The following is a 16,028-nucleotide window of genomic DNA, read 5'->3' as shown; positions in this document are numbered from 1 at the left end:
CTGGCACCGGCCACGCGCAACGAGTGGCCCGGAAGACATCGTTCGCTAGGATCGGGCCATGACCGCTGAGATCCCGCCGGTGGACGGCGAGTTCCGTCCGCACCGCGTCGCCGTCCTCGCCCTGGACGGCCTGATCCCCTTCGAACTCGGCATCCCCCACCGCATCTTCGGCCGCCCCATGGACGCGCGGGGGCGTCCGCTGTACGAGGTGCTGACCTGCTCGATCCGGCCGCCGGGCCCGGTCGAGACCAGTGCCGACTTCACGGTGGACGTACCGCACGGCCCGGAGGCCCTGGACACGGCGGACACAGTGATCGTCCCGGCTTCCTACGAACTCGGCCCGGTCTTCGAGGAGGGACGGCTCACCCCCGAGCTGGCCTCCGCCCTGGCCCGCGTCCGCCCCGGCACCCGCTTCGCCTCCATCTGCATCGGCGTGTACGTCCTCGCGGCGGCCGGGCTGCTCGACGGGCGCCCGGCGACCACCCACTGGTCCGACGCCGACCGCTTCCAGGAGCTGTTCCCGCAGGTCCGGGTGGACGCCGACGTGCTGTTCATCGACGATGGGGACGTGCTGAGCTCGGCGGGGGTCGCGGCCGGGATCGACCTGTGCCTGCACATGGTGCGCCGCGACCACGGCACGGCGGTCGCCAACGACGTGGCCCGGCGCATGGTCGTCCCCCCGCACCGCGACGGCGGGCAGGCGCAGTACATCCACCGGCCGCTTCCCGACCCGCAGTTGGCGACCACCACCGCGGCCCGCGCCTGGGCGCTCGCCCGGCTGCACGAACCCCTCCAGCTGCGGGACCTGGCCGAGCGGGAGGCGATGTCGGTGCGGACCTTCACCCGGCGTTTCCGCGAGGAGGTCGGGGTGAGCCCGGGCCAGTGGCTCACCGCGCAACGGGTCGAGCTGGCCCGGCAGTTGCTGGAGGCGACGGATCTCTCGGTCGACCAGGTCGCGCGGGACGCGGGGTTCGGCACGGCCCAGTCGATGCGCCAGCATCTCCAGCAGGCGCTGGGCGTGACCCCGACCGCCTACCGGCGCACCTTCCGGGCGGGCGCCGCCGTGGGGTGAGGGGCCGGGCGCGGATGTCCACACCCCGTGGAGCGCGGACCGGCCGACGGCGCACCCCCCTCGCGTCCCCCGCCACCGCCGACCGGTGCGACCCACACTCGGCGAGGGCCTACCCCCGCATGCCCTCGCCGTCCCCTCGCGGCGGAATCGCCGTCCCCCAGCCTCCGCAACGCGCGCACCAACCGTCAACACCAGTACGGCGATTCATGCCCTATGCCCTCTTCACGCCGGGCGCGCACGGGAGCACACCCGGCGCACGCCCCCCCCGAGGGGGCTAGAAGGCTTCGAAGAGAAGATCCTCGTAGGCGTCGGGTTGGACGCCGTACGCCGGGGCCGCGCCCTCGCGTGGCTGGGAACAGCGGTCCAGCTCGCACCAGATGCTCTTGCCGGCGCCCTCGGGGCTCCAGCCCCAGCGGTCGGCGAGACAGTCGACGAGGGCGAGGCCCCGGCCGCCGGTGGCATCGCGCCCCGCGCAGCGCGGCACGGGCGCGCGGGAGCTGGCGTCGGCCACCTCCAGCCGCACGGTCACCGAGGCCACCGGCTCCGCACCGGCGGGCACCGGGGGCGGGGCGCCACCGGGCAGCGACAGCCGCAGCAGCGCCGGACGGCCGGTGTGCACCACCGCGTTGGTCACCAGCTCGGAGACGAGCAGGATCAACGTCTCGGCCAGCGGCTCGTCGGCCGCTATCCCCAGCCCGGCGAGCCGCGACCGGGCCCACTTCCTCGCCCGCCCCACTTCCTCGGGGTCGGGCCGGATCTCCAGCTGCACTTGAAGCACCTGCACCGCTCACACCATCCGAACCGGCGGACACATGACCGCACGACGACCCGCCGCCGCGGCGCGAACCGCGACGAACCGCACGACGAGGGCCACGATCGTAGCCATTTTCTGCATGGCCAGAACAACGGCCAGAGCAAGCGTTACGGAACGTGATTCCCTTACGAGACAGCATGGTTGACGTACAGTCACGCCAACAAGCGCTTCGGGCATATTCCCGCGCGAAGGAGTACTCGTGCGGCATACTGTGCGACGCACTCGCCGGGGAGTCGAACATGCGGGGCGCCGGGCCTCACCGGTGGCACTCGCGGTCGCGGTCACTCGCATCCCACCCAAGGTACCCGAGGGGCCGTCCGACTCCGGGCCGTGACGAGTCACAGTCGGAGTACGGGAATCATCTCCACGCTGCGTGACCCGTTTTCGCCACGATCCGCGACATCCAAGGCCATGGATCGTGGCACCGAGGGCGCTCACCTCGGGGATGACGGTGCTCAGGCCGACAGCGATCCCGCCTCGTCGGCGGTGGCGGACTCCACGTCCGGGCGCACGTCGAAGAGGCGGCGCACCCCGAGCGCGCCGAGGACCCGGTTCACGTGCGAGCCGTCCTCCGCGCCCCGGTCGGGCAGGATCAGCCGCAGCCTGCCCTGGCAGGAGCGGATCAGGCGGCGGGCGGCGATGAGCACGCCGACGCCGCTGGAGTCGCAGAAGAAGACCTCGGAGAGATCGAGGACCAGGCTGTGGTTCCCCTCGGCGACCACGTCGTGCACCCGCTGCCGCAGCACGGGCGAGGTCACCAGGTCCAGTTCGCCGGCCACCAGGAGCACCGCCCATTCGCCCCGTTCGGTGCCGGTCACTTCGAAAGCCACGGCCACACCTCTCCGCTCGGCGGATCTTGCGGAACCACCCGGAAATGGAAGCAGTTCCTTCGGTTCTTTCCGCGCGGCTGCCCAGCGGGCGTTTCCCTGAAACACGGAACCGCAAACCGCGAAAGATCGACATAGGGCTTGTTTCGGTCACTGTCGATCGGGTTCGATCGTACTTCGATCGGAGATGGGCTTGAGATAAGTGAAGGTGGTGTGAAGGACCCTCTACCACCTGCGGTGCCGCCGGGGGCGCGCATTGACACAAAGGGGCGTGCACGGTCAGGCGTGCCGACTACATTCGAGGGGTGGCCGGGGACACCCTGGACACGGCGAGGGGAGGAACCGCATGCCGGCCAAGGAGGCACCGCCCCGCTGGGACCGCACGATGCAGCAGCGGCTCGCGCGCGGTGAGGCGGCCGCACTGGGCGAGCTGTACGACCGGTTCGCCTCCCTGGTGCAGGGCCTCGCGCACCGCGTGCTGAGGGACGAGTCGGCCGCCGACACCGTGACCCGCGAGGTCTTCGCCCATGTCTGGGAGCACCCCGACACCTACGACCACCGGCAGGGCCCGCTGCGCACCTGGATCGCCGCCACGACCCAGCGGCTGGCCGTCGAGCGGCTGCGCGCGACGGAGACTGCGGCGCTCGGCGGCGACTCCCCGGAGGAGCTGGCGGCCCTGGAGAGCCGGGTCCGGCACGCCGCCGTCGCCGCCCGCGCCGACTACATCGCCCACTCGATGCCGCACCCGCTGCGGGCCGCGCTGGAACTGGCCTACTTCCAGCGCCGCGACTACCGCCAGGCCGCCGCCGACCTCGGCGTCACCGAGGACGAGGCCCGCCGTCGGCTCCGCCTCGGCCTGCAACTGCTCGCCACCGCCCACGACGCCGGGGCGCCACCGGAACTCGGGGGTGCGCGATGAACGGCCCGGACCACTCCGGGGCGCCGGACGGGCGCGTGGACGACACGGCCGCGCGCGTGCCCCTGCCCCGCTCCCCCGCCGGACCCGAGCGCCCCGGTCTCCCGCACGAGGTGCTGCGCTCCCTGCTCGGCGCCTGGGCGCTGGCCGCCTGCTCGACGGCGGAGACCGAGGCGGTGGAGGAGCACCTCGGCGAATGCGGGCCGTGCGCGGACGAGGCGCGGCGGCTGCGCGAGGCGGTCGGGCTGCTGCACCGCCCGGAGAGCCTGGAGGTGGACCCCACCCTGCGCAACCGGGTCCTGGAGAACTGCCTGCGCCGCCGCCCGCCGCGCATCCCGGTCCCCGAGTGGGCCGCCTCGTACGACGCGGAGACCGCCCGTCTCGACGCGCTGCTGCGGGACTTCGGGGACGCCGAGTGGCACACCCCGGTGCGGCTGCGCTGGTTCGAGGCGGGGGTGCCCGCGACCCGCCGTACGACGGTGGCCGGGGTGATCGCGCATCTGCTGTCGGTCGACGGCATGGTGGCGACCGCGCTCGGCCTGGAGGACCCGCTGACGGACGCCGTCGCCAAGGCCGGACCGGACGTACGGGGCGCGGCCGGGCCCGCCGGGCGGACCGAGGCGTTCTGGCGGGCCTCGCACTTCCCGCAGACCCGCGCGGTGCGCGGACGCTGGCGGGACCAGAGCCACCAGTTGCTGCGGACGGTGTCCTTCACCGGCGGCTCGGGCGGCTTCCCGGTGGGCTACGGCGACTTCACGCTGCCGCTGCGGGACGCGATGGTGGACCGCGCCTTCGAGTGCTGGGTGCACGCGGACGACATCGCCAAGGCGGTGCACTACCCCTACGCCCCGCCCGCCCCACGGCACTTGAGCCGCATGATCGAGCTGGCGGCCCGGATGCTGCCGCTGGCGGTCGCCGCACACCGCGGCGCGGCCCCGGCGGGCACCCCCGGCCGCAGTCTGCGCCTGGAGATCGAGGGCGCGGCGGGCGGCCAGTGGCTGATCCCGCTGGACTCCCCGGCCGACCCCGTCCCCGAGCACGAGGTCGCCCATGTCGCCCTGGACGGAGTCGAGTTCTGCCGCCTGGCAGCGGGCCACCTGACCCCGGAGGAGACGACGGCGGGCCAGCGGGGCGACCGGGATGCGATCAGGGACGTCCTGACGGCAACGGCGTCACTGAGCCGGATGTAGGGCACCTCTGGAACGCCGGTGAACCATGCCCACCCAGGGGCGCGGGGAACTGCGCGACCAGCCACGACGCACCCGCACCCGCCACCTCGGCTAGGCGAACACCACGGTCCGGCGCCCGTTGAGCAGAATCCTCCGCTCCGCATGCCACTTCACGGCCCGCGCCAACGCCTGACACTCCACGTCCCGCCCGATGGCGACGAGCTGATCCGGCCGAAGGTCATGCCCCACCCGCTCGACCTCCTGCTCGATGATCGGCCCCTCGTCGAGGTCGGCGGTGACGTAGTGCGCGGTGGCCCCGATCAGCTTGACCCCCCGGTCATGCGCCTGGTGATAGGGCTTGGCGCCCTTGAAGCTCGGCAGGAACGAGTGGTGGATGTTGATGATCCGCCCGCTCAGCGCCTTGCACAGGTCGTCCGAGAGCACCTGCATGTACCGCGCGAGCACGACCAGCTCGACCTGCTCCTCGCGCACCAGCTCCAGCAGCCGCGCCTCGGCCTGGGCCTTGGTGTCCCTGGTCACCGGGATGTGGTGGAAGGGGATGTTGTACGACCCCACCAGCTCTTCGAAGTCCGTGTGGTTGGACACCACGGCGGCGATCTCCACCGGCAGCGCCCCGATGCTGGCCCGGAACAGAAGGTCGTTCAGGCAGTGCCCGAACTTGCTGACCATCAGCACGATCCGCATCTTCTGGTCGCCCCGGCTGATCTGCCAGTCCATGTGGAAGGAGTCACCGATCGCGGCGAAGCTCGCCCGCAGTTTGTCCAGCGTGACGGGGGCGTCCGCCGAGAAGTGGACGCGCATGAAGAACAGGCCCGTGTCGTGGTCGCCGAACTGCTGGCTGTCCTCGATGTTGCAGCCGGTCATGAAGAGGTAGCTCGACACGGCGTGCACGATGCCCTTCTTGTCCGGGCACGAGAGGGTGAGGACGTACTGGTCCGCCGGGGTGTCGACAGCGGCGGCGGCTCGGCTGGGCTGCTCGTTCATGCACTACACGATCTCACGCCGGGCGGCCCGGCCGGGGCCCGTGTCCGGCAGGCGGACCGCGCCCCGGGTCAGACCGCCGTCGTCAGGACGCGCAGCGCCTCCAGGCTGCGCGGGGCCGCCGCCGGGTCGTCGCCGTCGCTGGCGGCGAGGCGCAGATGGGCGTCCTGGGCGGCCCGTACCGCCTCCGGCCACTGGGCGTGCTGGAGGTAGACGGCGACCGGGACGTCCGGGCCGACCTGGTGGACGATCCGCAGCACCCGCAGCACGGCGGTGTCCACGAGCGCCGCCTCCTGGGAGTCCCGGAAGATGGTGCCGACGTACTTCTCCGCGGACCAGTTGTCCAGCCAGGTGTCCTCCACCAGCCGGTACACCGCGTCGGTGACGTCCCCGTACCCCTCCACGCCCGCGAGCCAGACGTCGCGCTGGAAGGCCGGGTCGGAAAGCATGTGCAGCGCGGAGCGCACGTTGCTGCGCCAGCGCCACCACGGCATGTCGTTATGCGGCATGCCGCCCATGGTGGAGGAGCGACGGCCGCGACGGGAAGAGTTCTCCGAACCTTGCACGGTCATCGATCGTACGTTCCGCACGACATGAGCCACATCCGCCCCCGGTGTTCACCCTCGTGTCACCCATGGTCGACCGGCTGTCACTCCCCGGTTGGCGATGTGCGGGAATCGTGGCGGCCCATGACCGGCAGGCGACGCACCCCCGACAGCTCCCCTTCCTCCCCCCGGCCGCGGCGGGCCGCCCGGTACACGGGCGCGCTGGCCGTCTGTGCCGTGCTGACCGCCGGGTGCGGCGCCGTGCCCGGCACGGGCGGCGGCTCCACCGACGGCACGGTCCGGGTGATGACCTGGGCGCCGCGGAACACGAACGCCACCAACAAGCCCGGCATGCCCGCGATGGCCCGCGCCTACGCGAAGTGGATCAACAAGCAGGGCGGCCTCGGCGGCCGCACGCTCACCGTGCTGACCTGCGACGAGCACAACGACAGCGTGGGCGCCGCCAAGTGCGCCCGGCGCGCGGCGGCGGAGAGCGTGGTCGCGGTCGTCGGCTCCTACAGCCAGTTCGGCGACTCCTTCCTCGCCCCGCTGGAGAGCGCGGGCATCCCGTACATCGGCGGCTACGGCGTCACCAGCGACGAGTTCACCGGCCCGTACTCCTACCCGGTCAACGGCGGCCAGCCCGCGCTGCTGGCGGGGCTCGGGCAGGCGCTGGCGGCCAAGTGCGGCCCGGTCGCGCTGGTCCGGCCGGACAGCATCGCCGGGGACCAGCTGCCCGCGCTGCTCGACTCGGGCCTGAAGGCGGGCGGCCACCCGGCGGCCACCGACCAGCTCGCCGCCGACGACGCCACCGAGTACGGCAGGCAGGCCGAACGGGCGCTGCGGAGCGCGACCGCGGACCCGGCGCGCAAGGGATGCGTGGTGCCCGCCCTCGGGGACCGCACCGACACCTTCATGGACTCCTTCCGCCGCGCCCGCGCCGAGCACGCCCCGGTGCGCACGGCGACCGTGCTGGGCAGCGTCGACCAGACGGAGATCAACGCGACCGGCGGGGCGTCGGGCCCGTACGAGGGGGCGTACATCACCGGCTGGTACCCGGTGGCGTCCGATCCGCGGTGGAACCCGATGAAGCAGGTGATCAACGAGGAGGCGTTCGGCGACAACAGCATCGACCCGGCCGACGCCGGGGTGCAGACCACCTGGATCGCCTACACCGTGCTGCGGGCCGTGCTGGAGCGGATCGGCGACGGCGACGTGACCGCGGACGCGGTGCGCCACACCCTCGACGGCGGTCTGCGGGTGTCCACCGGCGGACTGACCCCGACCCTGCGCTGGCCGGACGAGACCCGGCTCGCCTCGGTCGGCTTCCCCCGTCTGGTCAACGCCGACGTCACCCTCCAGGTGGTCCGGGAGGGCAGGCTGACCGCCGTGCGGCCGGGCGGTGCGGGGGCCGCCCCCGACGGCGACATGACCCGGACGCTGGAGAGCGCGGACGTGGACTGACCCCCGTCCGCGCCCGGACCTCAGAGCTGGGTCGGCTCGCGGGTGGTGAGCCCGTACTTCCCGGCGATGGCGTTCCAGAGCTGGGCCGCCTTCTTCTTCTCGACCGTGGCCGTGCCGCTCTGGGTGTTGCCGGCCTGGCTGTGGTTGGTCGAGCGGGCGTGGCCCTTGACGCAGACCTTCTTGCTCTTGGCCTGCTTGGCCCAGACCGCGTAGTGGTTGTCGGCGGCGGCCGACGCCCGCCAGGCGGCGGTCAGCGCGGCGTTCAGCTCGCCGTTGTTCGGCAGCTTGTCCACGGACAGCTTGCCGAGCCGGGCGACCAGGTCGGTGCGCTGCTTGGCGGCGCCGCGCAGGTCGGCGGCGGCCTGGTCCAGGTTCTGGCACGCCTTGATGCGCTCCACCGACTGGATCACGGTGCTGCGGCTGCTGCCGCTGTCGGCGAGCAGCTTGTCCAGCTCGGCCGCCTGCGGCTGGGCCGGGTCGTCGGCGGCCGAAGCGGACGGCGAGGGCTGCTCGCTGGCCGGGGTGGAGGAGGCGATCGGCTTGCTGTCGTCGCTGTCGTCACCGCCGCCGCTGAGCAGGGCGCCCGCACCGATGCCGAGGACGACGATGCCGACGCCGATGGCCGCGATCAGCGGCACGCGCGAACCGGTGCGGCCGCCGCGCCGCCCGTCGTCGTCGTGGTCCATCGGCGGCCGGTAGGCGGGCTGGCCCGAGACCACCGGCGCCGTGCGCGGGTCGCCGGCCGGGACGCGCGGCATCTGCTGGGTCGAACCCTGCACGGCGTCCCCGCCGTACTGGGGACCCCGGAACAGGTTGTCGAACTCGGCGGGCGGCTGCCGGTCGGCGCCGTCGGCACCGGCCGGGTACGGCGGGATGTACTGGGTGGCCGCCTCGTCCATGGGCCGCTGCGGGTAGCCCTGGCGGCCGTCGTCGCCGGTGGCCTCGGGCGGCAGCGCGCCCGACGCCACCGGGGGTATGTACTGGGTGGCGGCCTGATCGGCACCGCCCGACGGAACCGGCGGGATGTACTGGGTGGCGGCCTGGTCGGCGCCGCCCGACGGGACCGGCGGAAGGTACTGGGTCGCGCCCTCGGGCCCGTGGCCGGGGCCCGGCCCCACCGGCGGCATGAACTGGGTGGCCGCCTCGTCCATCGGCGGCAGCGGCGTGGCCTGCTGTGGATAGCCGTCGTTGCCGTAGCCCTGGTGCTGCTGCTGCGGGTAGGGCTGGGCACCGCCGTAGCCCTGCGCGTCGTACGTGGGGCCTTCGGGGTACGCGGGGCCCTCGGGCGGCATCGGGCCGGGGCCGGACGGCTGCTCCGGGGCCTGCCACTGCTGGGCGGCGGCCGGGGGCCAGCCCTGGCCCTGCTGGGGCTGCTGCGGAGGCTGCTGGTCCTGGTCGGGGCCCCAGGAGCCGCCCCACGCCTGGCCGCCGGGCGGCACCGCGGGTGCTCCCGTCATGCCCGGCAGCAGGGGCTCCCCTCCGTCGGAGGGCAGCACGATGCCTTCGTGCGCGGGTCGCGCCGAGGGCTCATCGCCCTGTCCACTCTGCGTCACCGGGACTCCTACGATTGAAGGACGTTCGGAATCGTCGGCTCACGCTACCGGGTCCGCCGAGCCCGGTGCCACGCAGCTCAGCGCCCAGACGCCCCACCTGTGACAGCGGTAACAGAACCACCGCCCCGCACGCTGTATTTGGCCACCGTCGCGCCCGAGTGCCCGGTCTCACAAGCCCACTCGGACGCGACGCCCTCCTCAGGCCGCCTGCCGGACGTCGAGCCGCGCCCCGAACTCCCGCACCACCGCCTCGTCCCGGAAGGGCTGCAACCGCTGCTGGAGGTCCTCCAGATACTCGGCACCCCGCTCGGAGCGGAGCGTCTCCAGCAGTTCGACCGCCTTCATGCCGGTGCCGCACGCCTGCTCGATCTCCCGCTGCTGCACCTGGGCCGTGGCGAGGAGCACATAGCCGATGGCCCGGCGCCGGGCGCGGGAGGCGGGGTGCCGCTCCAGCGCCTGCCGGGCGTATCTGGCGGCGGCCTCGGCCTGTCCCAGGTCACGGTGGCAGTGCGCCAACTCGTCGGCGAGATAGGCCTCGTCGAAGTGGGCGATCCACACCGGGTCGTCGCCGTCGGCCGCGTCGGCCCGCTCCAGCGCGGAGATGGCCCGCCCGGCCGACGCCTGCGCGGCCCGCACATCGCCCAGTACGGCGTGCCCGCGCGCCTCGGCCGCGTGGAACATCGACTCCGCGCGCGGGGTGACCCGGCCCCGGGCGCCTTCTTGGGCGGCGCGGGCCAACTGGGCGATCTCACGCGGGTTTCCGAGTTCGGCGGCCAGGTGGCTCATGGAGGCGGCCAGGACATAGCCGCCGTACGCCCGGTCCCCGGCCGCCTGCGCCAGGCGCAGCGACTGGATGTAGTACCGCTGGGCCAGGCCGGGTTGGCCGGTGTCCACCGCCATGTACCCGGCCAGCTCGGTCAACCGGGCCACGGCCGCGAAGAGTTCACGGCCGACCGCCTCCCGGTACGAGCCCGCGAGCAGGCCGGAGACCACGCTGTTGAGGTAGTGCACGACGACCGGGCGGACATGCCCGCTGCCGTACTGGTGGTCGAGGTCGACCAGCGCCTGGGTCATCGAGCGCACGGCCGCCACGTCGGCCTGGCCCACGCGCGGGCCCGCCTGCCGGGCCACCTGGGCGTCCGGCGCCGAGATCAGCCAGTCCCGGCTGGGCTCGACCAGCGCGGAGGCGGCGACCGAGGAGCCGGACAGGAAGTCCCGCCGCCCCACGTCGCTGCGCCACAGCTCGCAGACCTGCTCGATGGCCCCGAGGACCGTCGGCGAGAACTGCAGGCCCACGCCGGAGGCGAGGTTCTTGCCGTTGGCCATGCCGATCTCGTCGATCGTGACCGTACGGCCGAGCTTGCGGCCGAGCGCCTCCGCGATGATCGCCGGGGCGCGTCCGCGCGGCTGCTGGCCGCGCAGCCAGCGGGCCACGGACGTCTTGTCGTAGCGCAGGTCGAGTCCGTGCTCGGCGCCGCACATGTTGACGCGCCGGGCCAGCCCCGCGTTCGAGCACCCCGCTTCCTGGATGAGTGCCTGCAGCCGTTCGTTCGGCTGCCTCGCCACTAGCGGCCTCGCGGCCATGCGCTACCCCCTGCGAACCCCTGGAGCCTGAAGATCACTGGTCGTTCCGGTCTGCAGATCACTTCCCAGTCGACATAGCGTCAATGCGCGACTTGTGCGGTTTGCCGGGGTAAAGCCGTCGGCCCGGTGCCCCCGTGCCCTTCCTGGTTACCCGCGCCGCCCACGGGTTCCCCCCACGCGCCCCCGCCCGTGCTCCCATGCGCCCCGGCCGCCGGACCGGTGTGCCGCCCCGGCGCGCGGCCGGGCCGTAACTCCAGGTGGGTGCGGGAGTTGAGAGGAGCGTGGACGAGACGACCGCGGGCCCGGAGACGGCCCGGATTCCGCCCCAGCGCGGGGAACCGCTGCTGGAGGCCGCCGTTGCCTACGCCGAGGAGCGGCACTGGGACGTGCTGGCGGGCAGCTGGCTGGAGGACTTCGGCGGGGTGCGGTACTGCTCCTGCGGCGACACCGTCTGCCCCGCGCCGGGCGCACACCCCACGCGCCCCGACTGGGCGACGCGCGCGACCGGCAGCGCGGAGGTCGTCCGGCAGATGTGGCAGGCGCAGCCCGGCGCGTCGATCCTGCTGCCGACGGGCCGCACCTTCGACGCGCTGTCCGTCCCCGAGAGCGCCGGGTTCCTGGCGCTGGCCCGGATGCGGCGCATGGACCTGAACATCGGCCCGGTGACGCTCACCCCGGACCGCCGCATGCAGTTCTTCGTACTGCCGGGCGGCGCGGCGAAGACGCCGGAACTGGTGCGGCAGCTCGGCTGGACGACGTTCGCCCAGGACCTGGTGCCGCTGGGCGCGGGGCGGTACGTGGCCGCGCCGCCGACCCGGGTGGGCACGCGCGGCGCGGTGCAGTGGGCGTGCCGTCCCACACCCGCCAACCGGTGGCTGCCGGACGCGGAGGAACTGGTCCCGCCGCTCGCGTACGCCTGCGGCCGGGACTTCTGAGCCGTACCCGGCCGGAGACGGAGCCGGGGGTTCCGTCGCACGGGTGCCCCGGACAGGGCCGCCACCGTAGGGTTTCCGTCATGACGGAGGCAGCGGTGCGGGTACGGGGACTCTGGAAGCAGTTCGGGCAGCACGTCGCGGTGGGGGGCATCGATCTCGATCTGCCCGCAGGTCAGTTCATCGGGCTGGTGGGCCCGAACGGGGCGGGCAAGACGACCACCCTGTCGATGGCGACCGGCCTGCTCCGGCCCGATCAGGGGTCCGTCGAGATCGTCGGGCACGACGTGTGGCAGGACCCGGTGGCGGTGAAGTCCCGGATCGGGGTGCTGCCGGAGGGGCTGCGGCTGTTCGAACGGCTGTCGGGGCGTGAACTGCTGTCCTACAGCGGACGGTTGCGCGGGCTGCCGGGCGCCGAGGTGGACAAGCGGGCGACCCAGTTGCTGGACGTGCTGGATCTCGCCGGGTCGCAGCACAAGCTGGTCGTCGACTACTCGACCGGTATGCGCAAGAAGATCGGGCTGGCCGCGGCCCTGCTGCACAACCCCGAAGTGCTGTTCCTGGACGAGCCGTTCGAGGGGGTCGATCCGGTCTCCGCGCAGATCATCCGGGGCGTGCTGGAGCGGTACACCGACTCCGGGGCCACCGTGGTGTTCTCCTCGCACGTGATGGAGCTGGTGGAGTCGCTGTGCGACTGGGTCGCGGTGCTGGCCGCCGGGCGCATCCGGGCGACCGGGACGCTGGCCGAGGTGCGCGGGGAGCATCCGACCCTCCAGGCCGCGTTCCTGGAGCTGGTGGGCGCGAGCGGCCGGGACGCCGGGTCCGATCTGGACTGGCTCGGCGGCGGGGCGGTCCGATGACGACCGCGACGCCCCCTTCGGTGACCTCGGTACTGGTCCGGCTGAAGCTGTCCCTGCTGCGCAACGGGCTGCGGCAGTCCACGGGCCGACGGGCCGCGTTCGTCGCCTCGGCGGTGTTCACCCTGCTGTTCGCGGTGCTGCAACTGCTCGGCTTCGTCGCCCTGCGCTTCCAGTCCCATCCGGAGTCCGTAGCCGTGCCCGGTGTCGCGGTGCTGGCGCTGGGCTGGGCGGTGATGCCGTTGTTCTTCCCCAGCGGCGACGAGACGCTGGACCCGACCCGGCTGGTGATGCTGCCCCTGCGGCCCGAGCCGCTGGTCCGGGGACTGCTGGTGTCCTCGCTGGTCGGCATCGGCCCAGTGTTCACGCTGCTGGTGCTGGCGGGCTGCGGGCTGTCCCTGGCCCATGGCGTGGCGGGGTGGATCTTCGCGGTGGCGGGGGTCGCGGTGGCGCTGCTGACCTGCGTGGCGCTGGCACGGGCGGTCGCCGCGGCCAACGTCCGGCTGCTGACCAGCCGCAAGGGCCGCGACCTCGCGGTGCTGAGCGGGCTGGTCATCGCCATCGGCGCCCAGCTGGTCAACTTCGGTGCGCAGCGGCTCGGTTCGGGCGGCCTCGGCCAGGTACGCCCGGTCGCGGACGTACTGGCCTGGGTGCCGCCCGCCTCGGCGCTGGGCGCGGTCCGCTCGGCGAGCGAGGGGTCCTACGGCACGGCGCTGGCCCAACTCGCCCTGTGCGCGCTGCTCCTGGTTCTGCTGATCGGCGGGTGGGCGCGGAACCTGACCCGGCTGATGACCTCGCCGGACGGCTCCACGCTCCAGGTGGCCGACGACGGCGGCCGCGACCGTGCATCGGCCGGTCTGACCCGACTGCTGCCGACCGGGCGTACGGGCGCGGTGATGGAGCGGACCCTGCGCTACATCTGGCGCGATCCGAAGACCAAGGCGGCGTGGGTGACCTCGCTGGCGATCGGCCTGATCGTGCCGGTGTTCAACGCGATCCAGGGCACCGGGTCGCTGTACTTCGCGTGCTTCGCCTCCGGGATGCTCGGCATCCAGATGTACAACCAGTTCGGGCAGGACAGCTCCGCGTTCTGGATGGTGGCGATGACCATCTCCTCCCCCCGCGACGCCTACGCCGAGCTGCGCGGCCGGGCGCTGGCCCTGCTGCTGATCACGCTGCCGTACGCCACCCTCGTCACCGTGGTCACCACCGCGCTGCTGGGCGACTGGTCCCGGCTGCCGGAGGTGCTGGGCCTGTCCCTGGCGCTGCTGGGCGCGATGCTCGCCACCGGCGCCTGGACCTCGGCCCGTTCCCCGTACTCGATACCGCAGGAGGGCCACAAGAACGTGGTGCCCGGTCAGGCGGGCCTCGCCTGGATCTCCATCTTCGGCGGCATGGTCGCGGCCGCCCTGCTGTGCTCCCCGGTGATCGCGGCGACGATCTGGCTGAACGTCAGCGACCAGGATGCGGGCTGGGCGTGGCTCCTGCTCCCGGTGGGCCTGGCCTACGGAGCGGCCCTCGCCCTCACCGGCCTCCGCCTGGCAGCCCCGAAGACGGCGGCCCGGCTGCCGGAGATCCTGGTGGCGGTGAGCAAGGGCTAGGCGGCGCCGCTCGGCCCCCTGCTCGGTGCCGGGCAGTGGTGTCCGTCGCCGAGCAGGGCCATGCCGTGCAGCACGGGTTCCTCACCCTCGGGGATCTCGAAGGTGAGGTGCGCGCCGGACGGGCCCGCCACGAGCGTGCACTGGTCGCCGAAGGTCAGCGGAGCGTACGGCTCCCAGCGGCAGCCGGCCCGGTCCAGTGCGGCCACGACGTCCGCGTACCGGAGCCCGGCCGGGAAGGTGGCGGTCCCCTCGACGACCGACGGGGGTATTTCGACGACGTCCCGCCAGGTCTGGACGACCACGAGGGAGACCTTGCGGCAGCGGCAGACGCTCAGTTCGACGTCGCCGTAGGAGAAGAGCCTCGGCCATCGCTGTCTCCGGCCCGTGCTGCCGATGTACCACGCCTCGCCGAGGGCCGCGGTCACGTCGTTCCAGTCCGCCCCGATGAACACCGGGCCCAGCCGCCCTGTCTTCATCATGCGGGCCAGGACGTCGAGTATCTCCATGAGGACGAGCCTGACAGGCCCCCGACCGGCAGTCCCGCTCAGGGTGCTCCCAGCTCACCCAGGAACCCGTCCAACACCCCCTGCCAGGCCCCCGGCTGGTCGTAGTGGGGGACATGGCCCGCGTCGGGGATCTCGGCGTAGTGGCCCTCGGGGAGGACGCGGACCATTTCCTGGGCCTCGGCCCGGCCCAGCTCGCCGTCGAGGCCGCGGACGACGAGGGTGGGGCAGCGGACCTGGGTGAGTTCGTCCCAGTGGGCGTCGTGGACCCAGGACTCGCGGGTGCGGAGCATGCGGTCGGGGTCGAAGAGGGGGCGCCAGCCGTCGGCGGACTCGTGCATGACCTCGGCGTAGAAGGCGCCGCGCGCGGGGTCGGGGCGCTCCAGGCGGGGATCGTCCTCGGCGAACCAGCGCCGGACGTCGGCGAGGGTGGCGAACGGCAGCGGCCAGGAGCGGAACCAGTCGGCCCATTCGGCCTGCGAGGCGGCGCCCAGCGCGGAGGCCCGCATGTCGCAGATGACGAGGCCGCGCACCAGGTCCGGACGGCGGGCGGCCAGCTGCCAGGCGGTGAGCGCACCCATCGCGTGGCCGACGAGGACCGCGGGGGCGAGGGCGAGCTGGTCCAGCGCGGCCTCGGCGTCCTCGACGTACGCCTCGCGGGTGCAGGCTTCCAACGGTGGCTGCGCGCTCTGGCCGTGCCCGCGCTGGTCGAGCGCGACCGCGCGATACCGCCCGGCGAGCCCGCGCGCGGTGGACGCCCAGTGCGCGGCGCGGCCCATGAGGCCGTGGAGCAGTAAGACGCCCCCTGCGCCGGTCCCGGTCCCCTCCTTGGGCGGCTCCGCGAACTCCCACGCGGCCAGCCGCACCCCGCCCGCCCCTGTGACCTCGATACGCCGTGCCATAGACCTGGCACCCCCCAGCTCCGCCTGCTTCGTACCGTTGTACCGCCGCTGTCGCTGTCGTGCTGTCGCCCTGGTGCTGCCGTCGCAGATTATCGAAAACTCATTCGACACGGGCGTTCGCTCCGCCAACACCCCTCGTTCGAGTGACACCGGAAGAGGAATGATCGCCACCGCCGAGGGGATCTTCTCTGGCGTGGGGGGCGGACCGCTCGGGGAAAAAACGGTCCGTGGGGACCGACCCTGGGAGCTCGGGGCTCCGGGTCGGTTCCGGGGAGGCGAGGCCCTGG

The 16,028-nt window shown here is 73.3% G+C and carries 15 protein-coding genes; 7 read left to right on the top strand and 8 right to left on the bottom strand.

The genetic code is table 11. The features are described 5' to 3' along the window. Positions 1 to 58 precede the first annotated feature (58 nt). Entirely contained in the window at positions 59 to 1,072 is a 1,014-nt protein-coding gene (locus ACIPPM_RS25945) for a GlxA family transcriptional regulator (RefSeq protein ID WP_401452082.1), read from the top strand. Positions 1,073 to 1,346: 274 nt separating this feature from the next. Here ACIPPM_RS25945 and ACIPPM_RS25940 read toward each other — a convergent pair whose 3' ends face one another. Both ACIPPM_RS25940 and ACIPPM_RS25935 read right to left on the bottom strand, forming a co-directional pair. Further along, the gene (locus tag ACIPPM_RS25940; RefSeq protein WP_401452479.1) at positions 1,347 to 1,841 is read right to left on the bottom strand and encodes an ATP-binding protein; all 495 of its coding nucleotides are present in this window, start codon (positions 1,839 to 1,841) and stop codon (positions 1,347 to 1,349) included. 500 nt (positions 1,842 to 2,341) lie between these two features. Beyond that, positions 2,342 to 2,722 (bottom strand): STAS domain-containing protein, encoded by a 381-nt coding sequence (locus ACIPPM_RS25935; RefSeq protein ID WP_389005022.1) that lies wholly within the window; start codon positions 2,720 to 2,722, stop codon positions 2,342 to 2,344. A gap of 337 nt (positions 2,723 to 3,059) precedes the next feature. On the opposite strand from ACIPPM_RS25935, the gene ACIPPM_RS25930 reads away from it, so the two are divergent. Beyond that, positions 3,060 to 3,632 carry a sigma factor gene (locus ACIPPM_RS25930; protein WP_401452080.1) on the top strand — a complete coding sequence of 191 codons (573 nt, stop codon included), beginning with the start codon at positions 3,060 to 3,062 and terminating at the stop codon, positions 3,630 to 3,632. Continuing rightward, positions 3,629 to 4,819 (top strand): maleylpyruvate isomerase N-terminal domain-containing protein, encoded by a 1,191-nt coding sequence (locus ACIPPM_RS25925; RefSeq protein ID WP_401452078.1) that lies wholly within the window; start codon positions 3,629 to 3,631, stop codon positions 4,817 to 4,819. Before ACIPPM_RS25930 ends, ACIPPM_RS25925 begins: the two co-directional genes overlap by 4 nt. Before the next feature lie 90 nt (positions 4,820 to 4,909). Here the strand turns inward: ACIPPM_RS25925 and purU are convergent, their stop codons facing one another. Further along, the gene (gene purU, locus ACIPPM_RS25920; RefSeq protein ID WP_401452076.1) at positions 4,910 to 5,803 is read right to left on the bottom strand and encodes a formyltetrahydrofolate deformylase; all 894 of its coding nucleotides are present in this window, start codon (positions 5,801 to 5,803) and stop codon (positions 4,910 to 4,912) included. A 68-nt stretch (positions 5,804 to 5,871) separates the two neighbouring features. Next, positions 5,872 to 6,372, bottom strand: a complete 501-nt coding sequence (locus tag ACIPPM_RS25915; protein WP_401452074.1) for a hypothetical protein — start codon at positions 6,370 to 6,372, stop codon at positions 5,872 to 5,874. A gap of 117 nt (positions 6,373 to 6,489) precedes the next feature. On the opposite strand from ACIPPM_RS25915, the gene ACIPPM_RS25910 reads away from it, so the two are divergent. After that, positions 6,490 to 7,809, top strand: coding sequence for an ABC transporter substrate-binding protein (locus ACIPPM_RS25910; RefSeq protein ID WP_401452072.1), 1,320 nt, complete (start codon positions 6,490 to 6,492; stop codon positions 7,807 to 7,809). A 20-nt stretch (positions 7,810 to 7,829) separates the two neighbouring features. Here ACIPPM_RS25910 and ACIPPM_RS25905 read toward each other — a convergent pair whose 3' ends face one another. Together ACIPPM_RS25905 and ACIPPM_RS25900 are read right to left on the bottom strand one after the other, a co-directional pair. Continuing rightward, complete coding sequence (locus tag ACIPPM_RS25905; RefSeq protein WP_401452070.1) at positions 7,830 to 9,362, bottom strand: hypothetical protein; 1,533 nt, start codon at positions 9,360 to 9,362, stop codon at positions 7,830 to 7,832. A 198-nt stretch (positions 9,363 to 9,560) separates the two neighbouring features. After that, on the bottom strand, positions 9,561 to 10,946 hold the full coding sequence (locus tag ACIPPM_RS25900; protein WP_393594988.1) for a transcriptional regulator: 1,386 nt from the start codon (positions 10,944 to 10,946) through the stop codon (positions 9,561 to 9,563). 281 nt (positions 10,947 to 11,227) lie between these two features. On the opposite strand from ACIPPM_RS25900, the gene ACIPPM_RS25895 reads away from it, so the two are divergent. From ACIPPM_RS25895 to ACIPPM_RS25885, 3 genes are all read left to right on the top strand, one after another. Beyond that, the gene (locus tag ACIPPM_RS25895; protein ID WP_393594986.1) at positions 11,228 to 11,881 is read left to right on the top strand and encodes a bifunctional DNA primase/polymerase; all 654 of its coding nucleotides are present in this window, start codon (positions 11,228 to 11,230) and stop codon (positions 11,879 to 11,881) included. 80 nt (positions 11,882 to 11,961) lie between these two features. After that, positions 11,962 to 12,738 carry an ABC transporter ATP-binding protein gene (locus ACIPPM_RS25890; protein ID WP_401452067.1) on the top strand — a complete coding sequence of 259 codons (777 nt, stop codon included), beginning with the start codon at positions 11,962 to 11,964 and terminating at the stop codon, positions 12,736 to 12,738. Further along, on the top strand, positions 12,735 to 14,336 hold the full coding sequence (locus ACIPPM_RS25885; RefSeq protein ID WP_401452065.1) for a transporter: 1,602 nt from the start codon (positions 12,735 to 12,737) through the stop codon (positions 14,334 to 14,336). The genes ACIPPM_RS25890 and ACIPPM_RS25885 overlap by 4 nt, the downstream gene beginning before the upstream one ends. Here the strand turns inward: ACIPPM_RS25885 and ACIPPM_RS25880 are convergent. Both ACIPPM_RS25880 and ACIPPM_RS25875 read right to left on the bottom strand, forming a co-directional pair. Further along, positions 14,333 to 14,842, bottom strand: coding sequence for a hypothetical protein (locus ACIPPM_RS25880; protein ID WP_401452063.1), 510 nt, complete (start codon positions 14,840 to 14,842; stop codon positions 14,333 to 14,335). The two genes, ACIPPM_RS25885 and ACIPPM_RS25880, sit on opposite strands and share 4 nt — an antisense overlap. Before the next feature lie 38 nt (positions 14,843 to 14,880). Beyond that, on the bottom strand, positions 14,881 to 15,741 hold the full coding sequence (locus ACIPPM_RS25875) for an alpha/beta fold hydrolase (RefSeq protein ID WP_401452061.1): 861 nt from the start codon (positions 15,739 to 15,741) through the stop codon (positions 14,881 to 14,883). Between the last annotated feature and the right edge of the window lie 287 nt (positions 15,742 to 16,028).

Source organism: Streptomyces sp. NPDC090119, from assembly GCF_044747085.1.
Lineage (GTDB): Bacteria > Actinomycetota > Actinomycetes > Streptomycetales > Streptomycetaceae > Streptomyces.
This window is presented reverse-complemented; position numbering and strand designations above follow the sequence as displayed.

Bases quoted from the DNA above. Each gene is read 5' to 3' on its own strand.
- ACIPPM_RS25945 (WP_401452082.1), top strand. From the start codon at position 59: ATGACCGCTGAGATCCCGCCGGTGGACGGCGAGTTCCGTCCGCACCGC.
- ACIPPM_RS25930 (WP_401452080.1), top strand. From the start codon at position 3,060: ATGCCGGCCAAGGAGGCACCGCCCCGCTGGGACCGCACGATGCAGCAG.
- ACIPPM_RS25925 (WP_401452078.1), top strand. From the start codon at position 3,629: ATGAACGGCCCGGACCACTCCGGGGCGCCGGACGGGCGCGTGGACGAC.
- purU (WP_401452076.1), bottom strand. From the start codon at position 5,803: ATGAACGAGCAGCCCAGCCGAGCCGCCGCCGCTGTCGACACCCCGGCG.
- ACIPPM_RS25915 (WP_401452074.1), bottom strand. From the start codon at position 6,372: ATGACCGTGCAAGGTTCGGAGAACTCTTCCCGTCGCGGCCGTCGCTCC.
- ACIPPM_RS25910 (WP_401452072.1), top strand. From the start codon at position 6,490: ATGACCGGCAGGCGACGCACCCCCGACAGCTCCCCTTCCTCCCCCCGG.
- ACIPPM_RS25900 (WP_393594988.1), bottom strand. From the start codon at position 10,946: ATGGCCGCGAGGCCGCTAGTGGCGAGGCAGCCGAACGAACGGCTGCAG.
- ACIPPM_RS25890 (WP_401452067.1), top strand. From the start codon at position 11,962: ATGACGGAGGCAGCGGTGCGGGTACGGGGACTCTGGAAGCAGTTCGGG.
- ACIPPM_RS25885 (WP_401452065.1), top strand. From the start codon at position 12,735: ATGACGACCGCGACGCCCCCTTCGGTGACCTCGGTACTGGTCCGGCTG.
- ACIPPM_RS25880 (WP_401452063.1), bottom strand. From the start codon at position 14,842: ATGGAGATACTCGACGTCCTGGCCCGCATGATGAAGACAGGGCGGCTG.
- ACIPPM_RS25875 (WP_401452061.1), bottom strand. From the start codon at position 15,741: ATGGCACGGCGTATCGAGGTCACAGGGGCGGGCGGGGTGCGGCTGGCC.